This is a genomic window from Paraburkholderia phytofirmans OLGA172 (genome assembly GCF_001634365.1).
Taxonomy (GTDB): domain Bacteria; phylum Pseudomonadota; class Gammaproteobacteria; order Burkholderiales; family Burkholderiaceae; genus Paraburkholderia.
In genome coordinates this window covers 153,540-177,644 of the sequence record NZ_CP014578.1, presented here as the reverse complement: position 1 = coordinate 177,644, position 24,105 = coordinate 153,540, and the positions used below count along the sequence as shown (strand labels likewise).

The window sequence follows — 24,105 nt, the reverse complement described above, 5'->3', positions numbered from 1 at the left end:
CGTGATGCGTGATGCGTGATGCGGGTTGCGGGTTGCGGGTTGCGGGTTGCGGGTTGCGGGTTGCGGGTTGCGGGTTGCGGGTTGCGGGTTGCGGGTTGCGGGTTGCGGGTTGCGGATCGCCGACGCGAAGAATTCCAGGAAGCGCATTCCGGCGCGGTCGCCGGCGGCAACGACAAGCACGGGCAACCGGCCCGGTGGGACAGGCGCGATCGCGGCAAGGGGCAGATGACATATAAAGATCGTGCCCTTATTGCCGATAAAGCGTCTTTAACAAGATCGATTAACCACCGAGGGGAAACAGATGCGCGGGAAATACGTAGTCGGCCCTGCAAAATTCAGTTTGCTTGACGCACGACGCCGATCGGGTATTTTGTCGGAGCGGGACGGTTAGCCCGCCGGAAGCGTTCCCGGTGCGCAAGCAGCGGATGCGACAGGACATCGGCGATCGAATGCAGCCAGGCGAGGACAAAAAAGATGGGCCCCAGACCCAGGCGAACAATCGCGCGCAACAGCCAGCGCAGGTTGTAGCCCGTGGCGCACAGCACGGCATGCAGCGCATCGCCGGTTTGTCCTTTGAGCCAGCAGCGACGCATACCGTGGTCGTGCTTCACATGGCCGATGATCGGTTCAATCGCCTGGCGTCGCTTGAGCCAACGTCGCTGCGTGCTGGTCAGTGTCCTGTGTTTGCCGCGATGAATCAGGTGTACTGATGATACCTCCACGTCGACGCCGCGAAACCCGAGATCGACCAACACGGTCTTCGGCTGTGGTGTACCGGGCAGGTCCTGCAACAGAATGGAGCTCTGTTCGAGTTGCTCGGCCAGCGTATGGCCGTCATAGGGGTTGCCGGGGAACGCCCGCGCACCGACGATCAACCCTTGTTTCTCCGTGATCGCGAGGCTCACCTTGACGCCGAACTCGTAGGGCTGGCGTGCCTTTCCTTTCCCAATGCATTCAACTTCAGGCGCATGCAGTGCGTAGAGTTTGTTCCTGTCCTTTGGACGTTGGTGGCAAATGCGCCAGGCCCGCTCAAGCCAGACGCGCAGTTGTGCCTGCCGTTCGTCTGAAGCTCCAGACAGCTTGCGTTCGATATCGCGCAGCAACCGTCCCAGTACCGTGCGCTGACGCTTGAGTACACGACGCAGGCGCCTGAACTGCTTCGCATGGGCATAGCCGCCCGCGCGGCGACGCAGTCGCTTGCCTTCGCGCTCGTACGTTTGCTTCAGCCCCAACCCTGCGCGTTGCGCCAACTGAACGAGTCTGGCCCGCGCCACCTCAAGCAGACGGCTGTCGGTCGGATACGCAATCGCCTTCTCCTGCACCGTGGTGTCGACAATCACGCGCTCGAATTCGACCGGCGTCACCGCCTTCATCTGCACCGCAGCCGCGATCGTCGCCGCGAGCAGCTCCTCGACACCGGCTTCGCCCAGCGCCTGCCGAAAACGCACCAGGTTGGTCGGGTCGCACGGCAGACGCGGCTGGAAATACTCCTCGCCGCAGAAGAACTGAAAGTACACGTCCTGTGCCCAGCGCTCGCACACCGTTTCGTCACTCTCGTTGTAGGCGTGCTTCAGGTACAGCAGACCCACCATCAGCCGCATAGGCAAGCGCGGACGTCCAGCCGCACTGACGCCACCGGCAAATTCCAGCGAGTTCGAGCCAAACAGGTCAACCGCTTCGCTCACCCGTCCATCGCGTGAACGTCGCTCGAACAGGGGAGCAAGCGTCGTTTCGATTGAAGCCCATGACATCTTCGTTGCCAACACGGCAAGCGGGTGACGTAGATCAATCATCGCGTCCAGACGGCTACGAAAGAAATCAGGCGTGCTCATTGGCGACCACTCCGAAACTCCCAGAATCTTTATCAGATCGATATTCGTTCTGGGAGTTCTATTACCCTCCAACAAACTGCATCGCTTGGCCAGGCGGGGCTTCACGAACTTCTGCAAGGCCGACTACGTACTTGGATTGACTGTCCTTGCTTTGAGCTTGAGCGGATGTGCTCCTGTGATGGAAGCGAATCGTCCGGACCCCGTTAACCTGAAAAAATTCGTGCTGGGAGAGACTTCGCGGATGAATGTCATCGCCGAAGTGGGTAGTCCAGCTAGCACCGAGCAAGACCAGGCCAACTCCTGCGACGTGTACAAACTCTATACGCACGGCCCAAGCGGAGCCGGCAAAGGTGCCATTGCAGCGGGAGAAGTTCTGGCCGATGTAGCCACCTTGGGACTCGCCGAGATCATTTTTACCCCTACGGAAGCCGCTACCAAGAGTTCCAAGCACACAGTCATGTTCTGCTATGGCTCTGACGGCAAGCTCGCGTCGATCAAAGAGTCGGACGCCGCGTCGGGAAGCTAATCTTCGTTAGTTCCACGCCCCCGCAAGCGGGAGCCGCAAGGGCCTGCGGCGCACCCGGTCCTGGCGCTTTTGTGCCAAGACCGGGATAAAGCGTGAGGATCGTCGCCAACCGCATACCAAGGAATACAACGCACGCTCGACAGCCGCACGTCTGCTGCTAGGCGTGCTCGCGAGCGGCGATCACATTAAAGCAGGCGTGAACGTGGGCGCCTCGAGCCTCGTGGTCGAAGACAGCGCGAAGACCACGATCAACGGCATCGGCACCGTGGCGAAGAACGTGGGACTTGAAGCGGCCAACGGCGTGGTCACCCTCGCCGGACAACCCGTCGCAAACTGACCTATCTCTGCCAACATATGACCAAGACACACATGAAAAAACTTACTCTCATCGCCTCGGCCGTGCTCGTCGCCGCGTCGCTCGCCAGCTGCGCCGATATTTCGCAGAATCCGCTTGCCAAGGCCATCAACCCGCCCGCCGACGTGACGCCGATCTCGTATCCGCCGGTTACCTTCATCGTGCCGCATGACCCGCATATCTTTGCGAACGGGCAGGTCGCGGGGCTCGTACCCGGCGGGGCAGGCCTGCGTCCGACAATTGGCAGGACTGACTATGCACTCCAGCTGCGCGACATCACGGCCGATTCGTTTGTCATTCACGCCTACTACAGCAATGGCTATGTCGGCTCGGGAGTCAAGTACACCATTGACTATTCAAAGACGGACAATGGCAGCTACTCAACGGTGACAATGAAGCCAGTCAAACGCGCCACCTACCAGCAGGGGCTGGTGGGCAAGTTCCCGGTGCCGGGTTTTAACGAGGCGCTAGTGCATCGGTACATCGAGGCATCGAGCTTCTGGTACAAGTTTGAGATCGACACGAAGTACGACACGGCTTCGGTCTACTCGAGCTTCCGGCGACTTGCACCGTCGGCGAATATGGGACAGGGCTCGACGGACCCTGTCACCGGCAAGATTATCTCTGAGTGGTTCGTGGGCAACTACCGCGGCGTGGAGTATGAGTACTCCCTTGAGGTCTTCCCGTATCGTAACGGTAGCAAGGCAGTCATCGGTCTCGGCATCCCTGCGGTCGAAACCGCGCCTAACGTCGTCGACTATCGCGTTATCCTCAACGACATCCGCAAGCAACTCGACGGCATCGCAAACAGCTAATGCAGCGAAAATGGCACGTGCCCATCTCGCTGATGGGGCGGCCAATTTTTTGGAACAGGGTCTTTGACTTTCCTCGCGCGATCGGCCAGGCACGCTTGACATGAGGTGCCCGGCCGGCAGGCCCTTTTAACGATGGGCTCCGCTCCGGGCGCTATGAGCCGAGCCGGCGGTCAGTTGACCCTCAGGTTGCCGCCGTTACCGAGACCACCATTGACGCTCTGGGCTTTGTATTGCTTGACGGAGCCAACAAGGTTGTTTAGCGAATCGGTGAAGGCTGCGACCACGACCTTACCTTGCGGCGTGTTCGAGTAAGCGCCGACCGTGCCGCCGCTCTTGGTGGTGACAAAGCTCGCGAGCATGCCGAAGTCGATGTTGCTCGCCGAACCGGTTGCCGCCGCGAGTTGCACACTTGAGCGGGTATCGACTAGCGTAAGCACCGTCGACGCTTCCTTGGTGTTCATCGAGCCAGCGACGCCAGCGAGCGCGCTGCCAACTACCGGCACGTAGGCAAGCAGGCTGGATGCGCCACCCGTGTTCTGCGTGGAGAAGGTGATGCTCGGGCTCATCTCATAGTCGGCAGCGACCATCTGCCCTTTGTGCATCTTCGAGGTCTTGCGCAGTTCGCCCGACTCGTTCAACTGGCGTTCCGCGAGAGCGGCATTCAGCGCGCGGCCGCGGTCGACGATGACAAAGCAGTTCGATTGCTGGACCAGCATCTTGAGCACCGGGACGGTACTGCCCAACTGGTATTGCCCAGTCAGGATGCTATACCACGGTGCGGCCGTGTCTTCAACGATCGACACGGTACCAAGCGGTGCCGCGCAGTGCTTCAGCCCATCGTCCGCGTCCTGGCGGGTAGCCCCAGCCACCGCCGTGCTATCCGGCGTCTTTCCCCCGCCACCGAGTTGCATTTGAGCGCACGCCGAAAGCAGGAGCAACGACGTCCCAGCGATAGCTGTCATTTTCGCAATCATGGAAATGGTCCCTTTTTTTGATATTCACTTCTGGTACGGTCGCCAACCGGCGTCTCGAGGAGACACGTCATCAGACGACTAAGGTTCCACGTTTCGACGCCGACCGGAAATAGGTTCATACAGCGATGCCGCCTGTATATCGGCAAACTGGCGGTGCAATTGAGGGTGCGATCAAATTTGACGTGCAACGCCTTGCTCACTGTGGTCAGCGCGTGATCGCTTATTCGCGTGACATAACGCCTGCCCCCCCGGTTGATGGGGAAACGGCCGAAAGCCGCGTCCGGGGCGTGCGGTGACTGGGCGTCTCGCTGCCATACCTCAATTGCAATGCTGCGACCCACTCCTTGCGTGTCGTCATGCTGATTCGCCTCGTCACCTCGTGTCGCCCCCGCTGGTCGATCCGGCTGGTAGCAAACTACGTGAGGCAACAGGTCAGCGCGAGTTGCAATTCTGATAAGTCAATGTGCCGGATATCGTAGTTGACGATATCCACACATTGCGCAAATTGATCGGCCTGAGTAATGCTGGCATGGACAATGGCCTTTTTGTGCCATGTCACGTTCGTGCACACAGCGGCGTTGGTTAGCTGATGCATGCAAGATTGCGTTTTAGGGTCGGTGAAGTCTCGGTAGAATTGCGAAGTTTTTTCTACCAATGCCTCGCGCTTGATGTGGAAGACGTGTGGCGCCACAAATTTGCCACACCGAGTGCGCAAAAACCTGCGCCAGAATGCAAAACAACGCACTACATCGCAAGACGTAGTGCGTTGTTTCTCAAGCAGAACCTGGTGGGAGGAGGAGGATCGAACTCCCGACCTTCGCATTGCGAACGCGACGCTCTCCCAGCTGAGCTACCCCCCCAATGTGCAAACAATTCTAGCACAGGCATTTTCCGTTTTGCCAAGCCCCCAGGTAGGCAAAACCCGGCGGCAAAACGAGTGGCAAAACATCACTTCGACGGCGCGCCAGCCAGCACCCAATCCACCACCGTGCGGATGTCCGCATCGCTCATCGATTGATGCGCCGGCATCGGAATCATGCCCCACACGCCTGAGCCGCCTTCCTTCACCTTGCGCGCCAATTTGGCCGGCGCTTGCGCATCGCCCTTGTATTTTGCAGCGATCTGCTGGAACGACGGGCCGACCAGTTTGCGGTCCACGGTGTGGCATCCCATGCAGGCATTCGAGTTCGCAACGATCTGCCCACGCGGCGCATCGGCTGCCCGCGCGGAAGAGGCAAAAGCACCCACCCACGCAGTAACCGTCAACATCACGGCAACGAAAGCAACGCCCCGTTTCATGGCGTCGTCGCCTTCGGATTACCCGGATGCACCGAGTTCGAATTGCTGACCGGCGCCGGCGGCTGCTGATCGAGCGGACGCGAACTCACCGATGAATCGGGAATCGCACCGACGGTCGGCGCACTCGCGTCAGGCTGCGACGCCGCTGCCGGCGTGCTCGCGGCGGCAGCAGCAGCGGCCGCCGCCGCTTCCTGCGGCTGAATGTACTGGAACACCTTCACGACCTGCGTCACACCCGGCACGCGGCTCGCGACATCGGCGCCGCGATTGCCTTCGTCCATCGTGACAAGACCCATCATATACACCGAGCCACGCTCGGCCACGATCTTGAAGTTGTTCGCCGAAATGTTCTTCTCGGCGATCAGCGCGGTCTTCACCCGCGTTTCCAGATACGTGTCATTAGTGCGCGACGAGAACGAACTCGCCGGCATGATCGCCAGTTCGTTGACGATCGTGTTAACGTTGTTCAAGCCACGCACGATGGTCTCGGCCCGTTGCTTCGACACGTCCCCCGCTACTTCGCCGGTCAGCAGCACGCGGCGGTTGAACACCGCCACGTTGACATGCGCACTGTCGGGCAAGTTCTGGCTGATCTGCGACAGTGCCTTCACCTGCAACTCGCGATCCTCGGTCTGCGCGCCGAGCGTGCGCCGGTCGGTTGCCACCAGCGCGCTGCCGCCCGCCGCGCCGGCAACGGCCAGAAAGCAACCCTGCAGCGCCGCGGACAGTCCCGCCGCGAACCCGACCACCAGCACGGTTCTCACCAGTGTCTTCTTGACGCGGAATACGCTCATCAACTAGCTCTCCTTCGGAATCAGTCTCAGTCTTCGCCCAGCAACATGGCATCAATGCCGTCGCACAGACAATGGATGGTCAGTAAATGCACTTCCTGAATACGCGCAGTACGATCGGACGGCACGCAAATGTGGATATCGGTATCGCTCAGTACTTCCTGCATACGGCCGCCACCTTTGCCGGTCAGCGCGACCACGATCATTTCGCGCTCGTGCGCGGCCTCGATCGCGGCCAGCACATTGGCGGAATTGCCGGACGTGGTGATAGCCAGCAGCACATCGCCCGGCTGGCCAAGAGCCCACACCTGCTTCGAAAAAATCTGCTCGAACGAGTAGTCGTTGGCGATGGCAGTAAGCACGGACGTGTCGGTGGTCAGCGCGATCGCCGGCAAGCCCGGGCGCTCGCGCTCGAAGCGGCCGATCAGTTCGGCAGCGAAATGTTGCGCGTCGCCCGCCGAGCCGCCGTTGCCGCACGCCAGAATGCGGCTGCCGTTGGCAAGCGCAGCGAACATCGTGTCGATCGCAGCGGCGATCGGCATCGACAGGGTTTCGAGGGCTTCGAGTTTGACTGCCGCGCTGTCGCGGAAGTGTTGTTGAATGCGTTCGACTGACATCGAGTCTCTATTTTCTGCCGCGAATGGACCGCAATGCGCGGCCGTGTTGTGAAGTCGTATTGCGAAGTCGTACCGCGCTGATGAACCGTGCCGGCAACGCAGTGCAGATGCGCAAAATCATCGCGAAATGCGCTGCTTCCTCGCTGCATCCCGTATGCCGGCGTCGTCCACGAGGCCCGCACGCGAGCGCAAGTTTATCGCACTCACGAGCGTTCTCCGTGCACTGCGTCAGACTTCGTCGGCGCGAAATGCATCGCGCAGCCACACGAGCCGGCCCGCTTCGAACGCAATCACGTCGAAACGGCACACGGGCTCATCATGCGAACGCCTGCTGCGGGTCGCCAGATAATGCCGCGCGGCACGCACGATGCGCTGCTTCTTTTGCCACCCGATACTCGCCGCCGCGCCGCCGTAATGCTGCTGCGCTCGCGCGCGAACTTCGACAAACACCAGCGCGCCGTCACGGTCGCGCATCACCAGATCGATCTCACCGCCCCGGCACAGCACATTGCGCGCGACGAAGCGCAAACGCTGCCGCTGCAAAAACTCCATCGCACGCGCCTCGAACGCTGCGCCGACGAGTTTGGACCCGGTTGGTCTCGAAAAGTTGTAACCATCGGCCCGCGCACTCGCCTGTCCGCCAACCGGCTCACGCGCCGCTGCGTGGCACAATGGCGGCCTCGTTCTGTCTGTCTGCGTCTTCTGCCTCATGACTCCTCTCTCCGAACTCGCGCAAGGGCAGCAGTACCCTGCCGCCGCGCTCTATGTGGTGGCCACGCCGATCGGCAACATCGCCGACATCACGCTGCGCGCGCTGCATGTGCTCGGACTGGTGGATCGCATCGCCGCCGAAGACACCCGCAACACGGGCCTATTGCTCGCGCGCTACGGCATCTCGAAACCGCTCGTCGCGGTTCATCAACACAACGAGCGGGCCGCGGCGCTGCGCCTGATCGAACATCTGCAAGCGGGCGAACGCGTGGCCTACGTGTCCGATGCGGGCACGCCAGGCATCTCGGACCCCGGCGCGAAACTCGTCGACGCGGTGCGCGAAGCCGGCTTCCCGGTCATTCCGCTACCCGGCGCAAGCGCGCTCGCCACCGCGTTGAGCGCCGCGGGCGACTGGGTCGCGACGTTCTCGTTCCTCGGCTTCCTGCCGCCGAAGGCAAAAGCACGCGCCGCGGCACTGCAAGCGCTCGTGAATCACCCGCACGCAATGGTGTTTTACGAAGCGCCACACCGGATCGTCGAAACAGTGCAGGCATTGGCAGACGCATTCGGCGGTGAGCGCAAGCTGCTGATCGCACGGGAATTGACGAAGTTACACGAAGCGCTGCATCGCGGCACCCTGGCCGAAGGGCCAACGTGGCTCATCGCCGATCCGAACCGGCAACGCGGTGAGTTCGTACTGGTGGTGGAAGGCGCGCAGCAGGAAACCGCAGGCGAACACGATCACGACGCGTTGCTGGGCATCCTGCTGGAAGAGTTGACGGTGAGCAGCGCGGCAAAAGTTGCGGCAACCCTCACCGGCGCGTCGCGCAATGCGCTCTATACGCGCGCTTTGGCGCTGAAGAACGACGAGGAATGAAGCAGACGGAGACGGGATGTCCGCCAGCGGATCAGGCTCGCAGCGCGAACCAAGGCCGCAAGGAATGAGCGGTTGCGTCCAGCTACGGTTGATGAGTAAAGGAAAAGGGCCACGTGGAATGAACTGACCCTGCAAAGGTTGGATCGGTGTCCAACTTTTGGGGTGCAGTTCAGAAGCGGCCCCTTTTCCATTCGGCGAACAACGGCGTGAGTTAGCGCCATGTCGCCCGGCGTCACGAACGCGCTTGCAGCGCGCCCGCTGCCGTCACATTACTTTTCTGCAGTCGAAATCGAGTTCGATGCCAGCATTTCGTCACGCGCAACGCGTGCTTCCTGCTGCGTCAAACCTTCGATCTCGACCCGCGCCGTGCCGGCATGGCGCATGTGGAGCGCAGTTGCGGCAGCCATCGAAAGGTCAATGATCCGGCCACGCGCATACGGGCCGCGGTCGTTGATGCGCACGACCACGGAGAGCGAGGTGGCCGGATTGGTCACGCGAACGTACGAGCCGAGCGGCAGCGTACGATGCGCCGCGGTCAGCGAGTGCATATCAAAACGTTCGCCGTTGGCGGTGAGGCGGCCATGGAAGGCGCGGCCGTACCACGAAGCGCGACCGCTCTGATGAAAGTCCGAAATGCTGGAGCCATCGTCAGTGAGCGGCGTGGCATCGGCCAGCGGCGTGCCCTTGGCGTCTGCATCGGAGGCCGGTGCGCTACCAAAAGCTTGCGGGGCGGAGGAACTTGCCTGCGCATTCGTCGTGCTCAGCGGTACGTCGCTTTCAGACGTGCTGCTCGCGCCCGGAGGCGTGGCACAGCCGGCCAGCAAAAAAAAGGCAAAAAGAGTCCCCAGACCACGGGATAACCGAGTTTTCATAAGACGTGTAATCAAATTGTCGAGCCGCATCACGCGAAAAGTTGAGCGTGTTGCCTGCGACTCCGGCGGCAATGGACGACAACGCGCCGCGCAGAAAAGCGCAGTACGTCAAAGCCCGGACGCGGCTTACCCAGCCGCTACCGCACGGTTAATTTTCACGTCTGGCGCAACCTGTCCCCGGCAGCCTGACCAGACCCCACATGCCGCCATCGAACGTGGCAAACACGTTCTTGCGCGCGGAACTCAGCGCGCAGGAACAGCGGCGTAGGCCCCACCCAGCGTCACGGCAGTTAAGTCCGTTGCAGGCGCGCGGCGCCTGGCTGGGTAAGACGTGTGCATCGAATACATCGATACCTGATGGCCGCCAAAAACCGCGGCAGCCCATACTTGAATAGCAATCCGCGTGCCCATTTTTGATGGGGACGCATCGCCTTGTGGCATGCACAATTCCTTGTGCATGGGGGCCATTATACCCAAAAGAAAATTTCGGGATGACAACTGACTGAAAACCTTGAAGAATTTTCACTCCTGCTGCAAAAATGGGCAGCCGAAAGCCCGCTGGAGCGGGGCCTCCACGCCCGCGACGAGCGTCGACGAGACGCCGGTACAATCAACGTTTTTCCAGCGGCGCCGTCACCCATGAAAGTCACCTTGATCCCCGTCACGCCGTTCCAGCAGAACAGCTCGCTGCTCGTTTGCGAGGCAACCGGACGCGCGGCCGTCGTCGATCCGGGCGGCGACCTTGATATCATCCAGGCTGAAATCGCGCGCCAGAACGTAACGGTCGAAAAAGTGTTCCTCACGCATGGCCACATCGATCACTGCGCCGGCGCGAAGACGCTCGCCATACATTACGGCGTGCCGATCGAAGGCCCGCATCCCGACGAAAGCTTCTGGCTCGACAAGCTGCCGGATCAAAGCACGCGCTTCGGCTTTCCTGCTGCCGAGGCGTTCGAACCGGACCGTTGGCTGCAAGATGGCGAGACCGTGCAATTCGGCGACGAAACCCTCGATGTCTATCACTGCCCAGGCCACACACCGGGCCACGTGGTGTTCTTCAGCCGCGCGCATCGGCTCGCGCTGGTGGGCGACGTGCTGTTCGCAGGCTCGATCGGCCGCACGGATTTTCCGCGCGGCAATCACGCCGATCTGGTGCGTGCGATTCGCGAAAAACTCTGGCCGCTCGGCGACGACGTCACCTTCGTTCCCGGCCACGGTCCCACTTCGACGTTCGGCGCCGAGCGCCGCACCAATCCGTATGTCGCCGACGGAGTAGAAGCATGAGCGGCGAAATCTACGTGAGCACCGATGTCGAAGCGGACGGCCCGATTCCCGGCCCGCATTCGATGCTCAGTTTCGCCTCCGCCGCGTACACGGAGGACAAGCAGCTGATCGCCACTTTCTCGGCGAATCTCGACTTGCTCGAAGGCGCCAAGCCGCATCCGGTGCAGGAAGCATGGTGGAAGACGCAGCCGGAGGCATGGGAGGCCTGCCGCAAGGATTTGCAGGATCCGCAGGCCGCGCTCACGGCCTATGTCGAATGGGTCGAGGCGTTGCCGGGCAAGCCGGTGTTCGTGGCAATGCCGGCCGGTTTCGACTTCACCTATATGTTCTGGTACATGATGCGGTTTGTCGGCCGCTGCCCGTTTTCGTGGTCGGCGCTCGACATCAAGACGCTAGCCTTCGCACTGACCGGCCTGCCGTACCGCAAGAACATCAAGCCACGCTTCCCGAAGCACTGGTTCGACGAACATCCGCATACGCATGTCGCGCTGGACGACGCGATCGAGCAGGGCGCGCTCTTCTGCAACATGCTCAAGGATCTGCGCGCGGTCCAGGCGGCCACGCTGGCAGCCGGTAAAGATGGGGACGACTCAGGACAAAACACCACTGAGGAACCGGCAAATTAGGTAATCTCCCTCGCCGGAGCCGTTTTGCATTGCGTTTCGTTTTCGAGACCTCTACCATGCGTTGATACGGCGACGCCAACGGAGGCGCAGTTGACACTCGATACGTTCTCTCAAAAAATCCTGCGCCTGCTGCAGCTCGACGCACGCCGGTCCGTGCAAGAGATTTCTGACCAGGTCGGCCTGTCGAGCACCCCATGCTGGCGCCGTATCAAGGATATGGAGCAATCGGGGGTGATCCAGCGCTACACGGCATTGCTGGATCGCGAAAAGCTGGGCCTGCACGTCTGCGCGCTCGCGCATATCCATCTCACGCGCCACACCGAGGGCGGGGTCGAGCAGTTCGAGCGGGAAATCGCCATCTGCCCGGAAGTCACCGAGTGCTACAGCACGACCGGCGAATCCGACTACATCCTCAAGATCGTCGCGTCGGATATCAAGGCGTATGACAGCTTTCTACACGAGCGCATCTTCAAGATTCCCGCCGTCGCACAGGTACGCACGAGCGTCGTGCTGCGCGAAATCAAATTCGATACGCAATTGCCGCTGTGAGACGGTGAAGCTGTGAGGGCGTGAAGCCGTCTCACCGTGACGCTATACCATCTTAACTTCAGGCTGGTGCCGCCGTAACGCCTTAGAGCTGCGGCTTGTGCGCGCCCGGCTGATTCGGCTCGAGCTCGAGTAACGACACTCACGTGGCGCTATGCGGTTCCGCAGCCTTGGCGCGGGCGATGGGCCTCGCCGCCCCCGGCTTCCGTCGAGACGCCGCTTTCGGCGGCCAGTGTGTCCAGTCCTTGCAGCACGTTGAGCTTCCGGGCTCCCAGGCTGCGCCTGAGCGCTTCCAGATCGACACGGGCAAGACATGGCGCATCGCTTTGGGCCGTGCGCGAGCCCGCCGCCGGCAGCACCACTTCGACATCAAGCCCCGTGCTCAAGTAGTGCATATTGACCGACACGGCCTTCACACCGCCCGCGGCCAACGCCGCGTTGACTTCGGCGACGACCCGCTCCCGGGTCGGCAGATTGACAGGCGGGCGCGCAACCGCGTCGTTCTCCGGGTCGACATGGATCAGCGCGTCGAGCACGCGACTGTCGCCCAGCACGCGCAAGCGCGCCGATTCGGCGATGTAATGCCCCTCCGACACCGAGATCAGCGGGTCGACCAGAATGTGCGCATCGACAAGAGCGAAGTCACCCATCTTGCGGGTGCGCATTTCGTGCACGTCGCGCACGCCGGGTGTCGCGAGCAAGAGCGCGCGCACGTCGGCGGAAGCGGCTTCGTCGAGCGCGCGGTCGGAAAGATCTTGCAGTGCATCCCAGCCAAATGTCCAGCCCATGCGCGCCACCATAAAGCCGACGATCGCCGCGGCGATCGGGTCGAGCAGGCGCACGCCTGCGAGGCTGCCGACAATGCCAAGCGCGACGACCAATGACGAAGCGGCGTCCGAGCGGGCATGCCATGCGTTCGCAATCAACATCGCTGAACGCACACGTTGTGCTTCGCGCAGCATGTAGCGAAACAGGCTCTCTTTGGAAATCAGCACCAGCACCGCGACCGCGAGCGCGCTCATATGTACGGCGGGGATGCTTTGCAAATCGGCGAGACGCGTCCCGGCGCGCCACAACATACCGACGCCGACCACAATCAGCAGTGCGCCCAAAAACAACGACGCAACCGTCTCATAGCGGCTGTGCCCGTAATTGTGATCGGCGTCGGGCTTGGCGCCGCTGTGCCGATTAGCGATTAGCACGACAAAATCGGAAATCAGATCGGCAAGCGAATGGATACCGTCGGCGACCAGCGCCTGCGAATGGGCAAACACCCCTATGACGATTTGCAGCGCCATCAGCACCGTATTGAGCGCAATACTGACAAAGGTACTTTTGCGCGCGACACGATGTTTCTCGACGGACTGGACGGCGGCGGTGGAAGGCATCTCTGAAACGACGTGAAGAGTTTAATACCTGCATTCTACCCCGCGCATCTCGATATGCGCTGAAGAAACCGCAAAAAATCCTTTAAAATCAGTTGCTTATCTAAACGAAAAGCATTCGTGTTCCAGTTTCATGGAGCGCGTGTAACAAAGAGGCACAGAAATTTTCAGAGACAATAAAAAACCGCGCCCTTGACGGTACGCGGTTTTTTCTGGTAACAGCGGGGACTACACGCGCCGCTGATTGACCGTACTAGTACTAGTATTACTTCTGGATCAGAAACTTCTCGCGATCCAGACCTGCGATCCAGCGCGGCGGCTTGCCGCGGCCCGACCACGTGCTGCCGCTATCCGGGTCACGATACTTCGGCGCGACACCTGCACGCGGACGACCGGCTTTAGCCGCTTTGGCACCACGGCCGCCGCCGAGTTCAGTCAGCGAAATGCCGTAATCGGCCATTTTCTGCTTGATCTCATTCAACACTTCTGCGTATTCGCGCGACTTTGCTTCTTCGATCTGCTTTTCGAGCTTCTCGCGCTGAGCGAGTAGTTCCTTGTAGGAAGACATAGGTTCCCTTGTGGTTTGGATAAATGACTGCCAGTCTTAAGCCAGCTTGCCCTTTGAAGTGATCATGCCTCGGAATTTGAGGGCGAGATTAACACAAAATAGAAAGACTACAAAAGCGCCATCGTAAAATTAATCCCAATTCGTTTCAAAAGGTTTCACTTAAAGGTAACGTTACGCCGATCCTTTCAAATAGCCAATTTTTACATTTCACCGAAAGGCGTGGCCGCATATCAGCAATTACTGAATCAACTATCAAAAAATGAAATTTAAGATAAGAAATTTGCATCAACATTTCATGCCATGAAAACTTTAGCGTGAAACATCGGAAAATATTGCGACACATGCGCTGCATCATTATTGCAGCACGAGTGTTTTCCCGAAACAGCAATCAAAACCTAATTAGCATGGTGCTGGATGCAATCTTCGAGCGCGACATGCAAGGTTTCAATATTGCGTTTGGCGTCGTCGAAGGCGAAACGGGAGCGCTCACCGTCTAGCTTCAGATCGGCGCCATAGCGATCGACGCCGAGCAGCTGGAGTCCCCTGCCACCTGAGGAATGACCGGCGAAGTGCCTGATCAGTGCATTTTCCTCATCGAAGCCGAGTGGCGGCAGTGGATCGAGTTCGGCGCCGGCGAGCCAGCCCATCGCGCCGAAGCCGCCGATGTAGCGCAGCCGTTCAAGCCTCATTACCCAGAACGTGAAATCGCCGAGAGCCAGGTACCGTTCCGCCTCCGCGTGATAGCGCAGATAGCGCTGCACGACTTCGGGAGTCGAGTCGACCGGTTCGAACGTGCCGAGCAAGGTGACACGCTGGCCGCTCAACACATCGCCGTCGGGTGCATCGACCACCAGAAAGCCGGCGCGCGGGTCGGCATGGAGGTTGTGCGTATGCTCGGCGAGCCGGCTCACAAGGATCGTCGGACGGTGCTGAGGGTCGGGCGCGAACGGCAGCACCGTAGGATAAGGAAAGCCTTCGAGCTGACGCGCGTGGGTCGCAAGCGTACCGATAGCGGCCCTATGCAGCAGATGCAGCGGAGCGTGAGCGGGAATGTTCAAGTGCGCGGTCCTCGATGAATGAGCGTTGGATCAGTCCGCTTCAAGCATAAGACAGCGCGCTTCGTTAGAATCGAAAATTCGCTTTCAAGGCGCTTTCTTCCACGTCCCCCTCCACGAGATCTCCGTGTCCGACCGCTCCTCCGAATTCCCCACCCTCCCTGCTGCGCATCGCGATCTCTCCGACACCGCACGGCAGCGCGCCCGGATCGCCACGATGGCGGTGTTCTTCATCGCCGGCATGATGTACGCGTCGTGGGGGGTGCATGTGCCGACCGTGCGCGACCGCTTCCATCTGAATGCGGCGATGCTCTCGTTCGCGTTGCTGGCCGTGGCCGGCGGTTCGATCGGCGCAATGGCGGCGAATGCACCATGGATCGCGCGGGTCGGCACGCGGCGCGCCTGCCTGACGGGTGGTCTGGTCATGACGGTGTGTGCGGCGCTGATCCTGATCGTGCCGGCTTACTGGATGCTGCTGATTGTGCTGGCCGTCTTCGGCGCTGGCATGGCCACGCTCGACGTTGCGATGAACGCGGAAGCCAGCGCGGTCGAGAAGACGCTCGGCAAGCCGATTATGTCATCGCTGCACGGCATGTTCAGCGTCGGCGGGATGTTCGGCGCGGCAGTGGGCGGCGCCTTGCTGGCGCGTGGCATGGCGCCGGCCATACATCTCGCGCTAGCCGCGGCAGTCAGCGCGCTGGTGCTGATCGCGGCCTGCCCTTCCGTCCTGCCACACGTGCCGCACGCCGATGATCCCGACGCCGCTACGCCTCGCGCCAACCGCTGGCGATCGCCGGCCTTGTGGGCGCTCGGCGCGATGGCGCTGGTCGCGCTGATCGCCGAAGGTGCGATGTACGACTGGGCCACCGTGTACATGCGCGACGTCGTACTGTCCACGCCGGCTCTCGCGAGCGCAGCCTATGCGGCGTTTTCGGGCGGCATGGCAGCGGCGCGTTTCGCGGGCGACGCCGTGCGTGCCCGCTTCGGCGCACCGCAACTGGTGATGGCGAGCGCGTCGCTTGCCTGTGCGGGGATGGTCGGCGCACTGCTGCTGCCGAATCCGGTCGCCGCGCTGATTGGCTTCACGCTGATGGGTCTCGGGCTCGCGAACATGATGCCCGTGCTGTTCGCGGCAGCGGCGAGCGTCAAAGGTATTCACGCTGCCGAAGGACTCGCGCATGTTGCCGGGCTGGCGTACTTCGGGCTGTTGCTTGGGCCGGTGATCATCGGCGCGGTGACGCAGGCGACCAGTTTGCCGATCGGGTTGTCCGTGGTGGCCGTGTGTTCGGCGCTAATCGCGATCGCGGGTCCAAAGGTGCTGCGGCGTTTGAAGATCTGACGCGGACGCGCGCGGCTGTTGCATCGGCGGACGTCACGCCATATGAAGCCCTGCGCCCTTACGTTACGTTACGCGAAGCCTGCACGCTGATGTGTTTCCCGTCACATCGGCCACATCGACACTTTCACCGGCCCATGCGAACGCCCTCAACCTATTGATTTTTATTAATTTATTCCGCGCACCGGTCATGCAAACAGAAATGGCATAGGCCTTGCGGTTAGCTCCCCAGCAATTTGCAAATTACGGGGGAGCATTATGAACAGCAATTTCAAACTGTCGGCGATCGCCATGTGCGTGACGTCGATGATCTTACTGACGGGATGTGGAAGCACGTTGGTCATGCCGGGTGTCTCAAGCGGGTCGGATAGTGGTTCCGGTAGCGGTTCGGGAAGCGGCACGCCTACTCCGACACCTACTCCGACACCTACGCCTACGCCGACTCCGACTCCAACACCCACACCAACCAGCGCCAAAAATCCAATCGGCGTCGTCGCCCAGAACACGGGCAATGTAGTCACTGCAACCGGCCAAACCGTTTCCGCGATCGGCAGCCAGATCGGTCTCACGCCGATCCCCGGCGCGAACCCGGCCACCACGACTGCGCTTGGCGACGTTGTCTCGCATCTCGGCGCCGGCGTCACGGCGCTCGGCACAGGCACGGCGAACGGCCTCGGCCAGCTCGGCAATTCCACCGACCCGCTCGGCACGACGCTGGCGAGCAACGGCAACCTGGTTTATGACGCAGGCCAGGCCGTCAACAGCGCCGGCCAGCTCGTGACGAGTCTCGGCAGCGGCCCCACCGCGCCGCTCAGTCCGCTGACCACACCGCTTGGCAGCACGGTCTCGACGCTCGGCAATGCAGTCGGCGGCCTCGGCACGCAACTGGGCTCGCAGCTGACGAGCGGCCCGATCCAGCAAGTGACGCAATCCCTCAGTACAGCGATCACGCCGATCACCGCCACATTGGCGCAGACGACCCAAACCGTCGGCGATACGACGGCTCCCGGTGCACCGCAGAACGGCCTGCTGTCGACCATCGGTCACGGCCTCGACAGCGCGGGCAACCAGGTTAGCAGCGCGACCAACGACCCGGTCGGCCAGAACCTCGGCAATGTCGTGACCAAGCTCAGCGACACCGTCCCGTCCGCCGGCGGCCTGCTTACCGCGGGCGGCTCGAGCAGCGGCAACCCGCTCGGTGGCCTCACCGGCATTCTGAATCCGGGCGGCAACGACGGTACTGGCGGCAGTCCGCTGGGCGGCAGTCCGCTGGCGCCATTGACCAGCATTCTCACCGCGTTGCCCAGCACCTTGAGCAGCGGCCTGACCGGCGGCAGCGACTCGGGCAGTCCGCTTGCGCCATTGACCAGCATCCTCAGCACGGTGACTGGCGGCCTCCGTGGCAACGGCGGCGGCTCGGGCAGCAGCCCGCTTGCACCGCTGACCAGCATCCTCAGCACGGTGACCGGCGGCCTCGGTGGCAACGGCGGCGGCTCGGGCAGCAGCCCGCTTGCACCGCTGACCAGCATCCTCAGCACGGTGACCGGCAGCCTCGGTGGCGTCTCCGGCGGCTCGGGCAGCAGCCCGCTTGCACCGCTGACCAGCATCCTTAGTACGGTGACCAGCAGTCTCGGTGGCGTCTCCGGCGGCTCGGGCAGCCCGCTTGCACCGCTAACCAGCGTGGTGAACTCGGTCACCGGTGCATTGAGCGGCGCGACTGGCAGCAGCGGCAATTCGCTGGGCGGCAATTCGCTGGGCGGCAATCCGCTGGGCAGCACTCCGCTCGCACCGGTGACGGCGGCCGTGTCGTCGCTGACAGGGGCACTCGGGTCGGCGGGTTCGGGTGGCACCGGCGGCACCAGCAACCCGCTTGCGCCGATCACAGGTCTACTGAACACCGTCACTGGCACATTGACCGGTACGACGAACTCTGCGGGCGGTACCACGGGCGGCGGCTTGCTCGGCGGTCTGGGCAGTCTGACGACGAAGAAGTGACGAATACGAATAACGGCGGCAAATAACGGCGCGGCAAAACAAGCGTCGAAGGGGGGCGGCGAGCCGGGTCAACCGGCTCGCCGTTTTTTTTCACAGTTCGTGATACGTCACGTAATCACGCGAGAAGTCGTTACGTTGCAGAAAATTGGTGAACGTCATCGTCACCGATGCATCGAGTCCTTCCACGTAATGCCACCAGCCGATCGGCAGGAACAGCAATTCACCGGGTTCGAGCGTGCATTCCATCAAATGCGCATTGCGCATCGACGGGAAGCGCTCGTAGTCGATTGCACTGCCGTCCACCTGCGAAAAGCAATGCAGCGTGTTCACCATATGCGGCGTATCGGACAATGGAACCAGCTTGATCTGTTTGCGGCCGATCACCTGCGCCATGAAGTTATTGGTCAGATCATGGTGAAACGGCGTCTTTGTTCCAGCCGGTCCCATCCAGAAAAAGCCGGTATCGGGCGATCCGGCATCGAGATATTCGCCGATGGCCGGCACATCCGGCCATAACGCCGCGAGTGCCGCGCGATTGTGCGAGGTGTTATTGGCGGTCATATAGAAATCGTTAGTCGGACCGCTGCGCTCGACGAGATCGACATAATCGGCAAAGCGCATCATGCGCTTGAGCTTCGGCTGATTGATCTCATAGTTCGCATCCGACTCGCGGCCGAACTGCACTTCGACTTCGCAATCCCCGCAACGCTCGCGAAAGTAGTCGAAACTCCACTGCGTGCGTGCCGGCCAGAAATCGAAAGCACCGGTGATGACGACCGGCCGGTTCTGAAAGTAGTACTGCTCGAAGAACTCGCCACGCGATAAACGCTCGCGGCTTTCGATCACACCGCTTCCAGCACGCATGCAATTGAGGGTGCCGTACACCGACAACATCCATTCGCGCTTGCGCAAACGATTGCGCAAGCGCACCGCACCGTCAAAATAAGGACTCGCGAGCGCTGCCCCGATTTCGCGGGCGGCTTCGTCCGGGTCGAAACCATGTCCGACCAGCGCACCGTGCACGGCCAGCGGCGGTGCGTCGAGCAGCAGATTCTCGGCAATCCAGCGGCGCCAGCCGTTATCGATCGAACGGATCACAGGGGTCAAGGCATTCTCCCAAACGAGGTTCTCAAACCCGTCAGCCTCTCACGCAGATACCCAAAAGAAAAGGCACGCGAGCCTTGCGGCGCGCGTGCCTTTTAACTGCCTGATCGAAGACAAACAAAGCTGTCTTCGATCAGGCGGCCTTTACATCTTCACTACGTCGAGCAGCGTCTTCTTGCCGCCCTTGTAGTTGTACAGCGAGATCACGCCGTGCTGAAGGTCGCCCTTCGAGTCGAACGTGGTTTCACCGATCACACCCTTGTAGTCGGTGCTCGGCATAGCGGCCAGGATCTTCGCCGGATCAGTCGAGTTAGCACGCTTCATAGCGTCGACGATGATGTACACAGCGTCATACGTGAACGGAGCGTAGATCTGGATCGGCTGACCGAAACGCTTCTGATACTTGGCGAGGAACGCTGCACCGCCAGCCATCTTCTCGAGCGCCATACCGGCTTCCGAGCAGACGATGTTGTCGGTTGCGTCGCCAGCCAGGTCCGACAGCTTGTCGGTACACACGCCGTCGCCAGCCAGCACCTTCGCGCGCAGGCCGAGTTGCTTGGCTTGCTTGGCGAACGGGCCGCCGGTTGCATCCATACCGCCGTACATGATCGCGTCCGGGTTTTCGCCCTTGATCTTCGTCAGAATCGCGCGGAAGTCGACGGCCTTGTCGTTCGTCGCGTCATGCGACATCACGTTCAGGCCCAGCGATTTCGCGGTCTTTTCGAATTCGTTTGCCAGACCCTGGCCGTAAGCGGTCGAGTCATCGACGATCGCGACGCTCTTCATCTTCATGGTCTTGGCTGCGTAGTTAGCCAGTGCCGGACCTTGTTGCGCATCGGTCGCCACGACGCGGTACGTCGTCTTGAAACCTTGTTGCGTGTACGCCGGGTTCGTTGCCGACGGCGAGATCTGCACGATGCCAGCATCGCTATAGATCTTCGAAGCCGGGATCGAGGTGCCCGAGTTCAAGTGGCCGACCACTGCGACGACCTTATCGTCAACCAGCTTCTGCGCGACTTGCGTAGCCGTACGCGGGTCAGCTGCGTCGTCTTGTGCATCGAGTTGCAGCGTGATTTTCTGACCGCCGATCGTCAGGCCCTTGGCGTTGATTTCTTCAACTGCCAGGCGCGCGCCGTTTTCGTTGTCTTTACCCAGGTGAGCGATACCGCCGGTCAACGGTGCAACGTGGCCGATCTTGACGACCTCGTCCGCCACCGCGCCCGTTGCCAACGACGCAAACAACATGGCCGCAGCGCTGATCGGCAACAGCTTTTGAATCTTGATGTTCATATAAGTCTCCAGTTTCGGTCCCAAAAACAACGTAATCGCCCTGTGCCCCCGCTTCCCTACACGTGTCGCTCAGTCCCGTGGACGACCACGCCGGTTGCATCGTTCATGCACTTGGCCAGCACGTTCACCAGACTGTTTGTGGCAGACGGCAAACCGTACTTGCGCGCAAGTGTAGGCCATCAAATTAAATTGTGGGACTTTTTTGAGGAAGTGGGATGAACACCAATAGCGTTTATCCAACAGGAGCCGATTCCGGCTAAAAAGACGGGCTGGAAAGCACCAGCCCATGCGGGTTTCCGCTAGGTGAGCCTTTCGTCTAACGGCGCGGCCTAAAGCTTTTAGCATGTTAAACCGTTAATATTTCGAATCGGCTTTGTGCTTAAAAACAAGGCGCGCCGCAGGTTGTTGCGAAGCGCGCATGAGCCATGCTGAATCAACGTTCGAGCGCGGCGATCCGTGCCGCCCGAGTCAATGCGTTTTGCAGCGGATAAGGCGCGGCCTGATGCGCCGACTCGCTCTAACACGGCATCAACGGATTGCGTATGCCGCGCGCATGGCAATACGCTCGCAGCATCGCTGAGCCAGGTCGCTGGACTTTATCGAGGCGGCTGCGCGCGAAGAAATGAATGATCGAGAATGTTTCAATCGTCTTACGACATACGCGCCGCGCTGCGGGCCTCGTCAGGCCGCACGCGGCCTCGCTGCAAGGCGTTTCTTTTGATGGCAAACTGACCGCCCGCCTCAGGCATTCAGGCCGCGGGCATTCATTCGGACCGACCCCGCGCATCAACGCACTGGTAAATGGAGAGCAACATGAGCACGACTTCCCGCTGGATCGACATTCCCGCCGGCAACGACAGTTTCGGCGGCTATCTGGCGCTGCCCAAAGGCGGCAAGGGACCGGCCGTCATCATCATTCAGGAAATCTTCGGCGTGAACAGCCATATCCGCTCGGTCGCGGATCAGTACGCGCAGGACGGCTACGTCGCGCTCGCACCGGACGTGTTCTGGCGCGTGCAGCCGCGCGTCGAATTGACGTATGACGGCGCGGATCGCGAGAAAGGCATCGAGTTGATGCAGAAGACCAACGTCGATCAGGCGGTGGCCGACATCGGTGCAGCCGCCGCGGCGTTGCGCGCGATGCCGGAAGTGACCGGCAAGGTTGCCGCGATCGGCTTTTGCTTCGGCGGTCAGCTCGCGTATCTGGCAGCCGCGCAAGGCTCGCTCGACGGCGCGGTTGCGTACTACGGCGGCGGCATCCAGAACAAGCTCGATCAGGCCGCGAAGATCAAAGTGCCGATGCAATTCCACTACGGCGAACTCGACGCGCATATCCCGCTGTCGGCTGTCGGCCAGATTCAGGAACGCTTCGCCGGCCGCACCGACGCGGAATTCAACATTTATCCGAACGCCGATCACGGCTTCAACTGCTCGGACCGCGCGTCTTATAACCAGCGTGCTGCCGCGCTGGCGCATGGCCGCACACTGACTTTCCTCGGCGAACGCCTGTAACTCGGTTACGCTCTCAAAGACGGCGCGTAATGCGCGCGCCGTCCTCTGCATTGTGCTTCCATGAATCGGGGCGACGGGACGTCCAGCGCAGCCGCTCATCGGCGCCGATGCAACATGCACAGTCCAACATCCGATAGAGAGGCCCCGTCCGTCGTGCAATCAGACTATCTCGCCCATGACGCCATCGGCCTCGCCGATCTGGTTCGACGCCGCGAAGCAAGCGCGCGCGAGTTGCTGGACATCGCGATCTGCCGCACCGAGGCCGTCAATCCCGCGATCAATGCGGTCGTCCTGAAGGACTACGACGCCGCGCGTCAGCGCGCCTCGCGCGATGATGCGACGAGGGCAAATGGCGCGAACCATGCGGATGGTGGAAGCGCGCAAGCGGCGCTCGCGGGCGTGCCCTATCTGATCAAGGATCTGGGCGCAGCGGTCGCCGGGTTGCGCATGTCGATGGGCAGCCGTCACTATCGCCATTTCATTCCTGCTGAGGACGCGCCGGTCGTCGCGCTTGCGAAAGCGGCCGGCCTCAATATCTTCGCGAAGACCAACACCTCCGAACTCGGGCAGATGCCTTATACCGAGCCCGAATTGTTCGGCGCGTGCCGCAATCCGTGGAGTCTCGATCACACGCCTGGCGGTTCAAGCGGCGGTGCGGCCGCGGCGGTCGCCGCGGGCATCGTACCGCTTGCGCATGCGGCGGATGGCGGCGGCTCCATCCGCATTCCCGCGTCATGTTGCGGACTGTTCGGCCTCAAGCCTTCCCGCGGACGCGTGCCGCTCGCAACGCCGACCGCTGCGGCCGGTGAGCTCGGCGTCGATCACGCGGTATCGCGCAGCGTGCGCGACAGCGCCCTGCTGCTCGATCTGCTGGCGGGCAACGCGGACCGGCCGCTCGGCGCGCCGGGCACTTTCCTTGGCGCAAGCCGCGAGCCATGCAAGCCGCTGAACATTGCCTACGTCACCGATCCGATGCTGGCACTCTCGCTCTCCGCCGACTCGCGCGCCGCCCTCGAAGACGCCGCGCAACTCGCCAGTTCGCTGGGCCATAACATCGAACCGGTGTCGCTCGGGATCGATTTCGCGGCAGTCCGCCATGCGTTCCTGATGCTCTGGTCGGTGACGGCGGAAGAAATGGTGCTCAACGCGGACCGCATCACCGGCCGCAAACCGCTGCGCGACGAATTTGAAATCTCGACGTGGACCATGGCGCACGTCGGCCGCAAACTCGGAGAGCGCGGCCTGCCCGGCGCACTGGAAGAACAGCGCCGCATCACTGAACGCCTCGCCGATTTACTGAGCCGCTACGACGTGCTCCTGTGCGCGACGCTCGCCGGCGCACCGATCAAGATCGGCGAAATGCATCCCTCCTCCGCGGAGCGCATGCAGATGCGCGCCGTCACGGCGATGCCGCTCGAAACCCTGATGAAGAAGGTGCTGACCGAAGCATCGAACAAGGCGTTCGCCTGGGCGGGGTGCACGGAGTTGTTCAATCTGACTGGACAACCGGCGATGTCGGTGCCGCTTTACTGGAACGCACGCGGGCTGCCTATCGGCGTGCAGTTCGCCACGCGTAACGGCGGTGAAGCAACGCTGTTGCGACTGGCCGCGCAGCTCGAAGCGGCGCGGCCGTGGTTCGACAAGCGGCCACCGTTGATACAGGCGCGCAGCTAGACGCGGGGGCGCCCAGCGTATCGACTCGGGCGCCTGCTTAAGCGCCCACTCAGGCAAGAAC

Annotated in this window: 22 protein-coding genes, 1 tRNA gene and 1 pseudogene; 11 read left to right on the top strand and 13 right to left on the bottom strand. The window is 61.5% G+C overall.

Annotated features, from left to right (window positions below; all coding sequences use genetic code 11):
• Nucleotides 1-335 precede the first annotated feature (335 nt).
• Complete coding sequence (locus AYM40_RS00775) at nt 336-1,832, bottom strand: IS5 family transposase (RefSeq protein WP_063494538.1); 1,497 nt, start codon at nt 1,830-1,832, stop codon at nt 336-338.
• On the opposite strand from AYM40_RS00775, the gene AYM40_RS00770 reads away from it, so the two are divergent.
• The 3 genes from AYM40_RS00770 to AYM40_RS00765 all read left to right on the top strand — a co-directional run bounded on the left by AYM40_RS00770 (nt 1,825) and on the right by AYM40_RS00765 (nt 3,528).
• On the top strand, nt 1,825-2,358 hold the full coding sequence (locus AYM40_RS00770) for a hypothetical protein (RefSeq protein WP_063494537.1): 534 nt from the start codon (nt 1,825-1,827) through the stop codon (nt 2,356-2,358). The two genes, AYM40_RS00775 and AYM40_RS00770, sit on opposite strands and share 8 nt — an antisense overlap.
• A 202-nt stretch (nt 2,359-2,560) precedes the next feature.
• On the top strand, nt 2,561-2,695 hold the full coding sequence (locus AYM40_RS43200) for a hypothetical protein (protein WP_256390469.1): 135 nt from the start codon (nt 2,561-2,563) through the stop codon (nt 2,693-2,695).
• 32 nt (nt 2,696-2,727) lie between these two features.
• Nucleotides 2,728-3,528: a hypothetical protein gene (locus AYM40_RS00765; RefSeq protein WP_148662072.1), complete on the top strand. Its 801-nt coding sequence runs from the start codon at nt 2,728-2,730 to the stop codon at nt 3,526-3,528.
• Nucleotides 3,529-3,698: 170 nt separating this feature from the next.
• On the opposite strand, the gene AYM40_RS00760 is transcribed toward AYM40_RS00765, so the two are convergent.
• From AYM40_RS00760 to AYM40_RS00730, 6 genes are all read right to left on the bottom strand, one after another.
• Nucleotides 3,699-4,490 carry a CsgG/HfaB family protein gene (locus tag AYM40_RS00760; RefSeq protein WP_236720876.1) on the bottom strand — a complete coding sequence of 264 codons (792 nt, stop codon included), beginning with the start codon at nt 4,488-4,490 and terminating at the stop codon, nt 3,699-3,701.
• 797 nt (nt 4,491-5,287) lie between these two features.
• A tRNA-Ala gene (locus AYM40_RS00750) sits at nt 5,288-5,362 on the bottom strand.
• A gap of 88 nt (nt 5,363-5,450) precedes the next feature.
• A complete protein-coding gene (locus AYM40_RS00745) occupies nt 5,451-5,801 on the bottom strand; it encodes a c-type cytochrome (RefSeq protein ID WP_082854901.1) in 351 nt (116 codons plus the stop codon).
• The gene (locus AYM40_RS00740) at nt 5,798-6,595 is read right to left on the bottom strand and encodes a BON domain-containing protein (protein ID WP_063494533.1); all 798 of its coding nucleotides are present in this window, start codon (nt 6,593-6,595) and stop codon (nt 5,798-5,800) included. Before AYM40_RS00740 ends, AYM40_RS00745 begins: the two co-directional genes overlap by 4 nt.
• Before the next feature lie 26 nt (nt 6,596-6,621).
• Nucleotides 6,622-7,209: a phosphoheptose isomerase gene (locus AYM40_RS00735; RefSeq protein WP_063494532.1), complete on the bottom strand. Its 588-nt coding sequence runs from the start codon at nt 7,207-7,209 to the stop codon at nt 6,622-6,624.
• 228 nt (nt 7,210-7,437) lie between these two features.
• Nucleotides 7,438-7,881, bottom strand: coding sequence for a YraN family protein (locus AYM40_RS00730; RefSeq protein WP_063494531.1), 444 nt, complete (start codon nt 7,879-7,881; stop codon nt 7,438-7,440).
• A 37-nt stretch (nt 7,882-7,918) separates the two neighbouring features.
• Between AYM40_RS00730 and rsmI the strand changes: the two genes are divergently transcribed.
• On the top strand, nt 7,919-8,797 hold the full coding sequence (rsmI, locus tag AYM40_RS00725; RefSeq protein WP_063494530.1) for a 16S rRNA (cytidine(1402)-2'-O)-methyltransferase: 879 nt from the start codon (nt 7,919-7,921) through the stop codon (nt 8,795-8,797).
• 269 nt (nt 8,798-9,066) lie between these two features.
• Here rsmI and AYM40_RS00720 read toward each other — a convergent pair whose 3' ends face one another.
• Nucleotides 9,067-9,669 (bottom strand): septal ring lytic transglycosylase RlpA family protein, encoded by a 603-nt coding sequence (locus AYM40_RS00720; protein ID WP_420488455.1) that lies wholly within the window; start codon nt 9,667-9,669, stop codon nt 9,067-9,069.
• A 639-nt stretch (nt 9,670-10,308) separates the two neighbouring features.
• Between AYM40_RS00720 and AYM40_RS00715 the strand changes: the two genes are divergently transcribed.
• From AYM40_RS00715 to AYM40_RS00705, 3 genes are all read left to right on the top strand, one after another.
• The gene (locus tag AYM40_RS00715; protein ID WP_063494528.1) at nt 10,309-10,953 is read left to right on the top strand and encodes an MBL fold metallo-hydrolase; all 645 of its coding nucleotides are present in this window, start codon (nt 10,309-10,311) and stop codon (nt 10,951-10,953) included.
• Entirely contained in the window at nt 10,950-11,579 is a 630-nt protein-coding gene (locus AYM40_RS00710) for a hypothetical protein (RefSeq protein WP_063494527.1), read from the top strand. The genes AYM40_RS00715 and AYM40_RS00710 overlap by 4 nt, the downstream gene beginning before the upstream one ends.
• Before the next feature lie 90 nt (nt 11,580-11,669).
• Entirely contained in the window at nt 11,670-12,128 is a 459-nt protein-coding gene (locus tag AYM40_RS00705; protein ID WP_063494526.1) for an Lrp/AsnC family transcriptional regulator, read from the top strand.
• Nucleotides 12,129-12,277: 149 nt separating this feature from the next.
• Here AYM40_RS00705 and AYM40_RS00700 read toward each other — a convergent pair whose 3' ends face one another.
• The 3 genes from AYM40_RS00700 to AYM40_RS00690 form a co-directional block, all read right to left on the bottom strand.
• Entirely contained in the window at nt 12,278-13,513 is a 1,236-nt protein-coding gene (locus AYM40_RS00700) for a cation diffusion facilitator family transporter (protein ID WP_082854898.1), read from the bottom strand.
• Between the two features lie 262 nt (nt 13,514-13,775).
• A complete protein-coding gene (locus AYM40_RS00695) occupies nt 13,776-14,078 on the bottom strand; it encodes an H-NS family nucleoid-associated regulatory protein (RefSeq protein ID WP_054037926.1) in 303 nt (100 codons plus the stop codon).
• 395 nt (nt 14,079-14,473) lie between these two features.
• On the bottom strand, nt 14,474-15,136 hold the full coding sequence (locus AYM40_RS00690; RefSeq protein ID WP_063494525.1) for a HugZ family protein: 663 nt from the start codon (nt 15,134-15,136) through the stop codon (nt 14,474-14,476).
• Between the two features lie 124 nt (nt 15,137-15,260).
• Here AYM40_RS00690 and AYM40_RS00685 point away from each other — a divergent pair, with 124 nt between their 5' ends.
• Together AYM40_RS00685 and AYM40_RS00680 are read left to right on the top strand one after the other, a co-directional pair.
• Complete coding sequence (locus AYM40_RS00685) at nt 15,261-16,472, top strand: MFS transporter (RefSeq protein WP_063494524.1); 1,212 nt, start codon at nt 15,261-15,263, stop codon at nt 16,470-16,472.
• 255 nt (nt 16,473-16,727) lie between these two features.
• Nucleotides 16,728-18,230, top strand: a pseudogene (locus AYM40_RS00680) (collagen-like triple helix repeat-containing protein); the annotation flags it as partial.
• Nucleotides 18,231-18,554: 324 nt separating this feature from the next.
• Here the strand turns inward: AYM40_RS00680 and AYM40_RS00675 are convergent.
• Entirely contained in the window at nt 18,555-19,571 is a 1,017-nt protein-coding gene (locus AYM40_RS00675) for a cupin-like domain-containing protein (RefSeq protein ID WP_063494523.1), read from the bottom strand.
• A 141-nt stretch (nt 19,572-19,712) separates the two neighbouring features.
• Nucleotides 19,713-20,858: a branched-chain amino acid ABC transporter substrate-binding protein gene (locus AYM40_RS00670; protein WP_063494522.1), complete on the bottom strand. Its 1,146-nt coding sequence runs from the start codon at nt 20,856-20,858 to the stop codon at nt 19,713-19,715.
• Between the two features lie 813 nt (nt 20,859-21,671).
• Between AYM40_RS00670 and AYM40_RS00665 the strand changes: the two genes are divergently transcribed.
• Nucleotides 21,672-22,370 carry a dienelactone hydrolase family protein gene (locus AYM40_RS00665; protein ID WP_063494521.1) on the top strand — a complete coding sequence of 233 codons (699 nt, stop codon included), beginning with the start codon at nt 21,672-21,674 and terminating at the stop codon, nt 22,368-22,370.
• Between the two features lie 153 nt (nt 22,371-22,523).
• Nucleotides 22,524-24,044: an amidase gene (locus AYM40_RS00660; RefSeq protein ID WP_181448393.1), complete on the top strand. Its 1,521-nt coding sequence runs from the start codon at nt 22,524-22,526 to the stop codon at nt 24,042-24,044.
• Nucleotides 24,045-24,105: the final 61 nt, after the last annotated feature.